At 73.2% G+C, this 11,253-nt stretch carries 8 protein-coding genes and 4 pseudogenes; 2 read left to right on the top strand and 10 right to left on the bottom strand.

The features are described from left to right. Nucleotides 1–507: 507 nt before the first annotated feature. Nucleotides 508–1,418, top strand: a 911-nt coding sequence (locus UK94_RS08475; protein ID WP_313949467.1) for a glycosyl hydrolase, incomplete at its 3' end; no start/stop codon positions are given. Between the two features lie 442 nt (nucleotides 1,419–1,860). Here UK94_RS08475 and UK94_RS44605 read toward each other — a convergent pair. The 9 genes and pseudogenes from UK94_RS44605 to UK94_RS08500 all read right to left on the bottom strand — a co-directional run. Beyond that, the coding region (locus tag UK94_RS44605; RefSeq protein WP_235487071.1) for an SDR family NAD(P)-dependent oxidoreductase at nucleotides 1,861–2,200 on the bottom strand (340 nt) is incomplete at its 5' end. A 1-nt stretch (nucleotide 2,201) separates the two neighbouring features. Beyond that, nucleotides 2,202–2,634: pseudogene (locus UK94_RS44610) on the bottom strand (SDR family NAD(P)-dependent oxidoreductase); the annotation flags it as partial. Next, nucleotides 2,631–3,302: hypothetical protein (locus tag UK94_RS08485; RefSeq protein ID WP_235487073.1), on the bottom strand; the 672-nt coding region annotated here is incomplete at its 5' end. The pseudogene UK94_RS44610 and the gene UK94_RS08485, both read right to left, overlap by 4 nt. A 217-nt stretch (nucleotides 3,303–3,519) precedes the next feature. After that, a complete protein-coding gene (locus tag UK94_RS08490; RefSeq protein WP_055749372.1) occupies nucleotides 3,520–4,374 on the bottom strand; it encodes a 2-C-methyl-D-erythritol 4-phosphate cytidylyltransferase in 855 nt (284 codons plus the stop codon). After that, nucleotides 4,367–4,738, bottom strand: a 372-nt coding sequence (locus UK94_RS44615; RefSeq protein WP_235487075.1) for a DUF4910 domain-containing protein, incomplete at its 5' end; no start/stop codon positions are given. The genes UK94_RS44615 and UK94_RS08490, both read right to left, overlap by 8 nt. Nucleotide 4,739: 1 nt before the next feature. Further along, nucleotides 4,740–5,210: pseudogene (locus tag UK94_RS44620) on the bottom strand (DUF4910 domain-containing protein); the annotation flags it as partial. Between the two features lie 79 nt (nucleotides 5,211–5,289). Further along, nucleotides 5,290–5,361, bottom strand: a pseudogene (locus UK94_RS44625) (DUF2172 domain-containing protein); the annotation flags it as partial. Nucleotide 5,362: 1 nt separating this feature from the next. Then, nucleotides 5,363–5,825 (bottom strand): annotated as a pseudogene (locus tag UK94_RS44630) (DUF4910 domain-containing protein); the annotation flags it as partial. A gap of 23 nt (nucleotides 5,826–5,848) precedes the next feature. Continuing rightward, nucleotides 5,849–6,679 (bottom strand): sugar phosphate nucleotidyltransferase, encoded by an 831-nt coding sequence (locus UK94_RS08500; RefSeq protein WP_011607290.1) that lies wholly within the window; start codon nucleotides 6,677–6,679, stop codon nucleotides 5,849–5,851. Between the two features lie 1,128 nt (nucleotides 6,680–7,807). Here UK94_RS08500 and UK94_RS44635 point away from each other — a divergent pair. Further along, nucleotides 7,808–10,696: a glycosyl hydrolase gene (locus tag UK94_RS44635; RefSeq protein ID WP_231861372.1), complete on the top strand. Its 2,889-nt coding sequence runs from the start codon at nucleotides 7,808–7,810 to the stop codon at nucleotides 10,694–10,696. Between the two features lie 64 nt (nucleotides 10,697–10,760). Here the strand turns inward: UK94_RS44635 and UK94_RS08510 are convergent, their stop codons facing one another. Next, nucleotides 10,761–11,198, bottom strand: coding sequence for a MerR family transcriptional regulator (locus tag UK94_RS08510; RefSeq protein WP_041941066.1), 438 nt, complete (start codon nucleotides 11,196–11,198; stop codon nucleotides 10,761–10,763). Nucleotides 11,199–11,253: the final 55 nt, after the last annotated feature.

An 11,253-nucleotide genomic window follows, 5' to 3' on the forward strand; every position in this document is an offset into this window, starting at 1 on the left:
ACCGTCGGCAAGTCTAACCGGCGCCGATCGGACGCCCTCCACCGTGGTCTTCGGCCCTTTCCCGGGGCGCAGGGTCGCCCAACCGTCACCGCGCGCAGTCATCCTCGTGGTGTCTTCCAGGAACCTGGCGCGGTCGGGTGAATAATGACGCAGGTCGGNCGGACGACCGCGGTCGGAGAGGTTCTCCGACCTGAGAACTCCCCGGGTGAAGACCCGGGTTCCTGGTATCGGGGTGGCGTTATCGTCCGCGGCCGAAGCCTGTTCTCGTACCTGTGCGGCGGGGTCGGTCGTTCATTGCTGTCGCGATGACGTCCGGTCGTTCCGGCGCCAGGCGACCATCTGTCCACAGCGTGGAGGTGTAACGTGCGCTATTCCGGCATCGTGCCGGGAGGGCGTCCGCCCCCGTCCGACCGGTTCGGTCCGCGGCGGGGCGACACCTCGCCGACCCGCGCCGTTTCGATCAGGGGGCGTGGCGGGCCCGGCCAGCCCGGTGCCGACACCGGCACCATGCCGCTGCCGGGCATCCGGACCTCGGGGTCCGTGGACTCTGGCGCGTCCACGGGCCCCGGGTCGTCCGGTGACTCCGGCCTGTCCGGTGAATCGGGCGGGTCTGGCGGGTCTGGCGGGTCTGGCGGAATCGGCGGCTCGGGCGGATCGCGGTGGCGGCTGTTTCGGCCTGGGAGGCCGCCGTCACGGCGCGGACGGGCGCTGGCCGGTACCGCGCTCGCGGCGATCCTCGTGGTCGTGCTCGGTGCCGTGGGGCTGGTCACGCTCCGTGGCGGGGGTGATGGGGGTGCTGGCGGCGCCGGTGGTGGCGGCGGCGCTGAGCGCGGCGCCGGCCGAACGAACCCGACCGCTGCGGCGGCGGGCGGCGTCACCTGGCCCTCGGGCGCCAACGCCAACCCGCCCCACGATCTGGCCGGGTGGGAACGCTGGCTCGGCCGCCGGACCGACGTCGCCGTGGTGTTCACCGTCCGCGACAGCTGGCGGAAGATCGTCGCCGACGACTGGCCGCTGTCGGGGCTTCGCCCGGACGCCTACCCCGGGAAGGTGTCCATCGCCCAGCCGCTGTTTCCGCAGGACGGCAACGAGGCCGCCTGCGCCCGCGGCGACTACGACGCCAACTGGGCGACGTTCGGGCGGACGCTGGTACGCAACGGCCGCGGGGACGCCTACGTCCGACTCGGCTGGGAGTTCAACGGCGACTGGTTCTGGTGGTACCCGCGCGACACCGCCACCTGGCGGACCTGCTACCAGCGGGTGGTGACCGCGATCCGCTCCACCTCGCCCGGCGTCCGCATCGACTGGAACGTCTCGGCCCACCGGGACGCGATGCCCAACGGCGACAACATCTGGGCCGCCTATCCCGGCGACGCGTTCGTCGACGTCGTCAGCATCGACGCCTACGACTCCTACCCNCCGTCCTTCACCCGCGCGTCCTTCGACGCCCAGTGCAACCTGGATTCGGGCGCCTGCACGGTCGCCCGGTTCGCTCGCGAGCATGGCAAGAGGTTCGCGGTGCCGGAATGGGGCGTCGTCCGCTCGGCCGGCGGTGGCGCGGACAACCCGTTCTACGTCCAGAAGATGTACGAGCTGTTCCAGGCGAACCGGGCGAACCTCGCCTACGAGGCGTACTTCACCGCGACCGATGCGGGCAATGTGCAGTCCTCGCTGATCGACCCGCCGAGCAATCCCCGCGCCGCCCAGCGCTACCGAGCCCTCTTCGGCGCCCCACCGCCCCGGACGCCCACACCACCCCGCTGACCAGCCGCTTCGTCCGCTGCGTCCCTCCCCACCCGCGTCGGTCACGGCCGCTCGCGGCGCGCGTGACCGACCGCGGGCTCTGGGGACNCTCCGGGGCTAGTAGCTCTTCTTGGCGGGGCGCAGGTGCAGTTCGGTGATCTCGGCGGTGGGTGGGAGCCGGACGAGGTAGTCGACGAGGTCGGCGACGTCTTCGGCCTGGATGAGCAGCGCCGGCGCGTACTCCCGGCCCTCCCGCGCGTAGATCGTCTCCTGGCGCGGGGTGGCCGTGCGGCCGAGGTGGATCGTGGCGACCCGGATCCCGTCGGCGTTGATCTCCTGGCGCAGGCTGTCGGCGAAGCCGCGCATGGCGTGCTGGGTCGCGGCGAACTGACTCGCGCCGGCGCCCGCACGCACGCCCTGCGTGGAGTTGATGACGACGATGTCGGCGCCGCCGGCGNTCCCCGCGACCCGCAGTGCGGGCAGCAGTCGCTGGGTCAGCGCGTAGGGCGCCCGGACGTTCGCGAGGTACTGCGCGTCCAGATCGGCCAGCGTCGCCGCGTCCACCCGGGCGCTGGCGTAGGCCCCGGCGCTGTGCACCAGGTGGTCGACCCGGCCGTGGCGGGCGGTGACCTCGGCGACGAAGGCGGTGACGGCCGCGTCGTCGGTCAGGTCGAGCCGGACCGGCAGCAGCGTGCCCGGACCGGTCGCCTCCTTGCCGAGGCCGTCGAGCCGGGCCTGGTCGCGGCCGAGCGCGAACACCGTGGCGCCGTCGGCGGCCAGGCGCAACGCGGTGGCGCGGCCGATGCCGCTGGAGGCGCCCGTCACGACGGCGACGTGCCCGGCGAGCGGAACCGCGTCCGCCGCCGGGCCGCCCGCGGATCCGGCCGTCACGCGCTCGACGCCTGGGAGAACACGAGCACGGCGTCCTCCCGCGGGGGCGCGGTGTCGTAGCTGAGGCAGATGTCCTCGGGGATGCGGGCGAGGTCGGTGCCGCGCAGGTAGTCCCGCATCGTGGTGCCGGTGCACTCGGAGTCGACGTTCGGCGCCCCGACGTGGTTGACGACGTCGTCGAAGTGCACCGTGCGGAAGTCCATGCTGAACCGGGTGCGCCCGGAGTCGTTCGGCACCGAGGAGTGCAGCTGCGCCGCGGAGAAGATCAGCATCCCGCCGGACGGCGCGACCACCCGGGTCTGCGGGAAGATCTCCACCTCCTCCTCCGGCTTGGGCTGCTTGCGGGTGTCGGACTTGATGTGCTTCGCGGCGTCCGCCCGGCTCTTGGCGTTCCACTCGTAGTAGTCGTAGTCGCGGGAGCCGTTCTTCACGCCCTGGCTGAAGTAGCGCGGGTGGAAGGCCAGGCCGTTCTCCGGGACGATGTCGAAGATCGGCATCCACCAGTTGAGCTGGCAGAACGGCGCGGAGTACCAGGTGTCGCGGTGCGGGTGGAAGGCGTAGGCGATGCCGGAGGTCAGGTAGTCGTCCGACGTCGAGGTCCGCAGCCGCGGCACGTCGAAGTAGGTCTTCGCCGGGTCGGCGCCATGCTCGGCGAGGATCGCCGGCAGNAGCTCCTTGCAGGTCGGATGGTGGATGAACCGCGGCTTGAGCTCCGCGAGCAGGGCGGCGTACTCCTCGACGGGCATGTGGTANTGCGCGGTCTCCGGGTCGAGGCTGCCGAACGCCTCCCGGATCAGCGCGCGGCTGAACTCGANGAACTCGCGGGTCGCCGGCCTGGGTGNATAGACGAACAGGTCGCCCTGGTAGAGCTTGGTCCGACGCTCGTCATCGGACAGCGTGGACTCGACCAGTACCGAACTCATCGGATTCCCTCTCGGAACGGACGTGGGTGAGAAGAAGCCGGGCCATGGCGAGTTCGTCCGGCGTCGTGACATGGATGTTGGCGGGTTCGCCCGGTACGACGACGACCAGGCCGCCGGCCTCGGCGACCATCGCCGAGTCCTCCACCGCCTCGCGGGCCCCCGCGTGCACGGAGCGCAGCAGATCCGCCCGGAACGCGTGCGGCGTCTGCACCAGCCGATGGGTCTCCCGCGGCAGCGACGCCCCCGCGACCAGCCTGGGGGAGGGACCGATTCCACCCGCTTGCGGCTGGATCTCGTCGGCCACCCCGACCTCGTCCTCGTCGACTACCCGGATCTCCTTGACCACCCGGATCTCCTTGACCACCTCGGTCAGCGGCAGGCCGGGCACGGCGGCGTCGGCCCCGGCCCGGACCTCGTCGACCACGCGCCGGTAGAGCGCGGGGGTGGCCAGCGGGTGCGCGGCGTCGGTGATCACGATGACGCCGGCCTCCGCGGGCACGGCGGTCAGACCGGCCCGGACCGACTCGGCCCTGGTGGTGCCGCCGGTCACCTGACGGACGCCGGGTGGGGGCGACCAGCCTCCGGTCGTTCCCGCGGGCACGACCACCACGATGCCGTCGCTGGCGGCGCGGGCCGCCGCGACCGGGTGGGCGAGCAACGGCTCGCCGCCGAGGTCATAGAACTGCTTCGGGCCGCCGAAGCGGGTCCCGCCGCCACCCGCGAGGACGATGGTCCAGACCGGTCCGCGGCCGCCGGGCCGCTGCGGCGGCAGTTCGGTCCCCCCCGGTCCGCCCGGGGCGCGGGCGAGGTCAGCCATCGGTCGTTCCGGCGGAGCCGGCGGCCGCGTCGGCGAGCAGGTCGACGCCGGCCAGCGCGTCCGCGGCCTCGGCGACCGTGTCGAACGGCAGCCCGGCGCGCTCGGCGATGTCGAGCAGGCTGCGGGTTCCGTCGGCGAGGTTGAGCACCCACAGCAGGCCCATCTCGATGGCCTGGCGGTTCATCGTCGCGCCGATCGCCCGGTACAGCCCGCGCCGGCCGAGCTGCGGCTCGCCGTAGGGGGCGGTGTTGCGCCAGGTCCGGTCCCGCTCGCAGATCTCGATCGTGCGCCGCAGGATCGCGAACGAGTCGGCGAGCGACTCGGGCGTGACGAACTCGAGGTCGTCGGCCGAGGTGTGATACTGNGGGTACTCGCCGTGCTGACCCCGGCCGAACCGGCCGACGGGCAGGTCGAAGCCGGGCGAGCAGAACTGCCGCTCGTCGTAGCCGTAGGGGGAGAAGTCGACGACCCGGTGCGGCCGCCCGGTCTCGGCCAGCGCCACCGCGGCGGCCCGGTCGACGGCGGCGTCACCCCGGCGACTGCGCTTGTAGGTCGGGTCGCTGCGGTCACCGAGACCGGTCAGGACGAGCCCGTGGCGGATGCGGCCGACGGTGTCCCGGTTGCGGGCGAGCCAGGTGAGCGAGCCGATCGTGCCCGGAATGAACAGCAGCCGGAACGTGTGTCGGCGCGGACCGGCGGCCAGCGCCCGCGCCAGCAGGGTCGCGGTGGCGATGCCCGAGCAGTTGTCGTTGGCCATCGCCGGGTGGCAGGTGTGCGTGGTGATCAGGAACTCGTCGGACGTCTCGCCCGGCAGGACGATCTCGCCGTAGGTCAGCNACCCGTCCGTGAGCGTCGTGTCGATCTCGACCTCGTACTCGCCCTCGGGCAGTGCGCCGAGCTGCCGGTCGGTCAGGNAGAAGCCCCAGTTCTCGTTGTAGTACGACGTCCGGTAGGGCACCCAGTCCGGCCGGTCGGGCATCGAGAACANGTGCGGGCGCAGCTCGTCGAGGGTCATCCGGGCGCGCACCGGCGTGCTGTAACCCAGCAGGTGCAGCGGATTGTCGGCGGCGTCGACAACGGTCTTGCCGTCGGGGCCGATCAGCCGGGCCGAGTCGACGTTCCACTCCCGGGGGACGGTCCAGTCCAGCGCCGGGGCCCCGCTGGACACCTCGTGCACGGTGAGCGGCACGTCGGGGCCGAGCGCCCGCGCGACGGTGCGCAGCGTGGTGCGCACCCCCTCGCCGGTGATGCTGCGCATGGGCGGCAGCAGGTCGGCGACCAGATCGTGCAGCCAGCGGCCGGGGGTCGGCCGGGAGCGCGGTGCCGTCGCGGTCGCCGGCGTCGCCGACGTCTCTGGAGTGGCCGGAGTGGCCGGAGTGGCCGGAGTGGCCGGAGTGGCCGGAGTGGCCGGAGTGGCCGGAGTGGCCGGCCACGCTCGCGGATTCGGTCATCGTCGCGGATCCGTCCGGAGTTCTCAGTCGGCCCAGACGCGCCACGGCGCGGACCCGGAGTCCCAGAGCTGGTTGAGCTCGGTCCAGTCCCGGAAGGTGTCCATGCCCATCCAGAACCCGTCGTGGTCGTGCAGGGTGAGCTCGCCGTCGCGGGCGAGCTGCTGCAGCGGGTGGCGCTCCAGCAGCAGCGCCGGGTCGTCGTCGAGGTACTTGTCGATGAACTCGCGCTCGAAGACGAAGTACCCGCCGCTCACCCAGCCGGTCTGCGGGGGCTTCTCGGCGAACAGCGTGACCGCGTTGCCCTCGGTCTCCAGCTCGCCGTAGCGGCTCGACGGCCGCACGCCGGTGACGGTGCCGAGGCGCCCGGACGCCAGGTGGTCGGACAGCACGGCGGCGACGTCGATCGCGCCGACGCCGTCGCCGTAGGTGAGCATGAACCGCGGGCCGGTCAGGTACTGGGCGACCCGGCGCAGGCGGGCGCCGGTGCCGGTGAGCAGCCCGGTCTCCGCGAAGGTGACCTCCCACTTCTCGTCGCCCACCGCGTTGTGGAACTGCGGCGTGTGGTCGTCGGAGAGCGTGAGGGTGAAGTCCGCCACCTGGGCCCGGTAGGCCAGGAAGTAGTTCTTGATCAGGTCGCTCTTGTAGCCGAGGCAGAGCACGAACTTACGAAAGCCGTAGTGCTCGTAGGTCTTCATGATGTGCCACAGCACCGGCTTGCCGCCGATGTCGACCAGCGGCTTCGGCAGCTTCTCGCTGGCCTCACGCAGCCGGGTACCCATCCCGCCGCAGAGGATGACGACCGGGATGTCGGCAGCGTCGGGGATCTCGGTGGTCCGGGCGCTTTCGGTGCTCAAGGCTTGCGTCTCCCGTGCTCATGCCCCGGTCGGGCTCGGTGGGGCGGGGTTGATGGCATGGTCCTCGCTGGACCGCGGTGCATTCCGGGTGACCCGTAACGGCCCGCCGCCACTCGCCGACCGATGCCGGGGCCGACGGGGACAGCCGCCGGTCTTTCCCGGTGCGCGGGAGGGCACGCTCCCGCGCGTGAGGACGTCGCTCGCTCGCCCGCGCTCATGGCGCGCGCGGGCGCGTGATCCCCCTCTGCCACTTCTCGGTGGATACCGGCGACGGACCGCCTTCATCGGCGCCCCCCGGCACTGCCGTCGCAACGGTACCGCACCGCCCTCTGCCTGCCGGGGGAGTCCCTCCAAGCTGGTGCAGACCCGCACGACCGCGCCGCCCGCCGGACCAGCCCGCCGCTGCGGCGGGGCCGACAGTCGGGCCATGGCGGGGAGTGGCCTTCGCAGCGCGCCTGGCGCCGCGTCGTCGCCCTGACCTGCACGTGATCTCCACACCGGGGGCACCGCCCCCCGCGAGATTCCCGCCACGCCGCCGCCGGGCGCACCGCGCGCTGCCCCCGTGAACGTCGTCGCCCCCGGAGCGCCACCGTGACTCGTCTGCGCTGGTCAGACCGCTCGCCGGCGATCTTCACCGGGCCGCTCGCCGGGCTGCCGGCTGGCCTGTGACCGGCTCGACAGCCGGCGGGCGCGGGCGGGGGAGACGGCACCCCACGGCCCACCTTCGTGGCGAATGAACGGTAAATGGTGCCAGATCTCGGCAGGACCGGCAACTCGTCCGGTCGGTAGGGCGTCCTGACTGGTGGATCCCGCGATGACGCGGGCGTCCGGCCTGCCGGCGATCGCCGGCTGCCGGCTGCTTCCCCCAGAGCGGAAGGGGTTTGGTGTCGATGCGGATGATCGTTGCTGTCCGTGATAGGCCGAGGCCGCCGACATCGCTCTTCGCGCGTTGTTGTTACGGTTCGTCCGTCACTCCTGGATTGGTGAAAGAGCCTCGGCTCGTGGCGNTGCCGGTGCCGACGAGTCTCCTGCCAGGTCGGCCGGGCGGAGAAATCCTCACCGCGGGTGAGAGTTGCGCGCCGGCTACGCCGAGATGTTTCGATGGGGCACAGAGCACGATCTGGGGTGATGCGGGTGCGCGGGCGCTCCTGGTCGGATGAGCCTCCGACCGGCGACTGGGAGCGGGTCGCGCCACCGTCCGGCGAATTCGACGAGGACGGCGGGCAGCGCGGGCACCGGGTCGACCGGTTCCGTGCCGCCGACCCCCGTCGCGCCGGCCCTGACGACTCCTCCGTCGGGGCCCAGCCGCCCGACGGGGACGCCGGCGGCGCTCGGGCGGAGCATCGGCCGGGCGCCGGCCGTTCCGGGCGCCGGCGTCGGACGCCGCCGGTCGTGCTCCTCCCTCCGTCCATGACCGTTCCCGCGAAGGGCGCGAGGACGGCCGGTGACGGTGACCGGTCCGCGGGCGGTGCGGGTCGACCCGCCGAGCCTCGGCTGCCCGGCACCCGCCCACCCGGCTCCCGGTTGCCCGAAGCCCGACCGCCGGACCTCCGCCTGCCCAGCTCCCGCCCGCCCGACCCCGGGTCCGTCGACTCCCACCCGGCCGACCCGTGGGCCGTCGACTCCCGCCCGGCCGACCCGTGGTCCGTCGACTCCCGTCCGAGCGACCCGTCGACCCGCGCGGGGTCGTCCGGTGGCGGGCTGTCGGTGGATCCGCCGGTGGCCCCGGGGATCGGCGCCCCGGCCGACGCGCCGATCGGCGCGCCGAGCGATCCGTCGAGGCGGCGGCCGGCCGGTCCGCCCCTCGACGCGCCGACCGGTCCGCTGTCCGAGCGGACGATCCTGGTGAACGGTCGGCCGGCGGCCGGGCGGGTGGTGAACCCCGCCGTCCCGCCCGACCGGGACGAGGGCACGGCGTTGTTCCAGATCCGCCGGCCCGGTGCGCGCGGCGATGACCCCGGGTGGCCGGGCGACGATCGGGCAGACCTGCCCGCGTCCGCAGCGCCGGATCATGCGCCCCCGGCGCCGCCGGTGCGAATGCCACCGCCCGGCGTGGGCCCGGCGGGCGAGACGGGGGCCCTGCGCTGGTCCGAGCCCGGCCCGCCCCGCGACGGTCGTCGCCGCGACGCCGCGGATCACGACGATCGTCGCCCCGGGAGACGGGACGACTACCGGGGCGCCCAGGGGACACCGCGCACCGGCGCCTGGTCCGCTGCCCGCGACGCCTGGCTGGCCGACGACCCACGCAGTGGCGGGCGGTGGGCGCCGTCCCCGGCGTCCGGTCCCGCCTTCGGTGCCCCGGTCGACGGTCCCGCGGCGGCCCGCGGCCATGACGGGGAGGGCATGCGCCCTCAGCCGGACCAGGCCGAAAGCGGCCCCGGGGGCCAGGCGGTCGAGGGCTGGGCCCCGCGGGGCCCGTCCCGAGCCGGCTCGGATCGGACCGGAGGCGATCGAGGCGGGTCGAACCGGATCGCCTCGAACCGGACCGCGTCGGATCGGGCCGCGTCGGATCGGGCCGGGTCCGATCGGGCCGGGTCGGGCCGAGTGGTGCCCGACCGGGTTGCCTTGGATCAGGTCGGGCTGGGTCGTATCGCGCCGGAACGGATTCGTTCAGGCCGGTCGGGTTCGGTCGGATCGGCGCAGGTCGGATCGGCGCAGGTCGGATCGGGTCGTGGCGCGGCGGAGAAGCGTGGATCGGGGCGGAGCGGTCGGGCCGCCTGGGCCGACGACGAGGTCTGGCCCGACGAGGTCGGCTCGGCGCGTGCGGCCGGGGCCGCCAGGGCCACCAGGGCCGGCGCCCGTCATATCGACCGGTCCGACGACCGCGCGGCGCCGGCCTCCGGGCGGCGCGCCCGGGCAGCGTCGTGGATCACCGCCCACTGGGGCGGGAACGCCAGCCGCCTGCCACACCTGCCCGTCATCGCGGTCTCGGTCGCGGCGGTGCTCACCCTGATCGCGGTGACGGCGCTGCTGCTGGTGCCCTCCGGCAGCGACGGGGGAGCCGACCCCATCGCCACCACCGCCGGGCAGGGCGCGGCGCCGACCGGGCAGCCGGGCACTGCGGCCCGGCCCACCCAGAGTGGGGTGCCTGCGGCCGTCGTCCCGCAGGTCGAGCGGGCCACGACCACCGGCTTGTTCCCGACCGGCGTCGCCGCGCACACCCTGACACAGGCGAATGCCTGGGCGAGGTTCCGCGGCCGGCCCAACGACGTCGTCGTGATGTACACGGACCGGTCGAGCTGGAGCGACGTCACGAACCCGTGGATGGGACGCAGCGCGTCGACCTTCTCCGGGTACGCCGGCACCTGGGTGATCACCCAGCCGCTCTTCCCCGACTCGGGGCCGGAGAAGGGCAACCTCGCCGACTGCGCGGCGGGCAACTACGACGCCAAGTGGCGGCAGTTCGGGCGCTGGCTGGTGAACATGGGCCGGGGCGATTCGTTCGTCCGGCTGGGCTGGGAGTTCAACGGCCTGTGGTTCGCCTGGTCGGCGACGGATCCGCAGCAGTGGATCCAGTGCTTCCGCAACGCCTCGTCGGCGATCAGGGCGACCAGCCCGAAGGTTCGCATCGACTGGAATCTCAACGCCCACGGGTCGACCACGCCGGTCGGCGCGTTCGACCTCTACCCCGGCGACCAGTACGTCGACGTCATCGGCATCGACAGCTACGACCAGTACCCGCCCAGCCCCACCTACGCCGACTTCGACAACCAGTGCAACGGTGACGCGGGGCTCTGCCAGGTCATCACCTTCGCGCGGACCCACCACAAGCTGTTCTCGGTGCCCGAGTGGGGAGTGGTCAGCCAGCAGGGCACGAAGGCCGGGCGGAGCGGCGCCGCCGGGGGGGACAACCCCGCCTACATGGAGAAGATGTACGAGACGTTCTCCCGCAACGCCGACATCCTCGCCTACGAGGCGTACTTCCCCGACGCGGAGGAGGGCAACGTCCGTTCCTCGTTGGTGAATCCCGATCTCAATCCGGCCTCGGCAGCCGTCTACCAGCGGCTCTGGGGCTGAGACCGGGCCATGGCGCCCCGCGTGTCCGTTCGTGGCCGCGCGGGGCGCCGACCGGCGGCGGGGGTCACACTCCGTCGCCGCCGTTGCGCTCCGCGTCGTCGTGTAGCCCGCCGACGAAGGACTCCGCCACGCTCACCTGCTCCCGCAGCGTCGACAGTTTCTCCTCGGCGAGTAGCACCCAGGTGCCAAGCCGCTCCTGCAACGCGGCGCGGGTATCCGGGGCCAGGCCGGGCGTGGCCAGCTCGTCGCGCAGGATCAGCAGGGAGCGCATCTCCTCCAGGGTGAAGCCCAACGGCTTCATCTTCCTGATGAGCAGCAACCGTTCGATCGCGTCCACGTCGTAGAGGCGGAACCCGCCGACGGTCCGCCCCACCGGCATGAGCAGGCCCGCTTCTTCGTAGTAGCGGACTGTTCGCAGGGAGAGCCCGACCCGCTCGGCGACGTCCCCGATCTGGTAGACGTCGCCGCGGGCCGCGTCCGATCTCGAAACGTTGCGGCGCATGCTGGACAACTCGACCCTAACGTCAGCGTAGGTATCGGGCGGCCGGACTGGACGC

Origin of the sequence: Frankia sp. AvcI1, assembly GCF_001420875.1 — a bacterium.
In the GTDB taxonomy this organism is placed as follows: domain Bacteria; phylum Actinomycetota; class Actinomycetes; order Frankiales; family Frankiaceae; genus Frankia; species Frankia alni.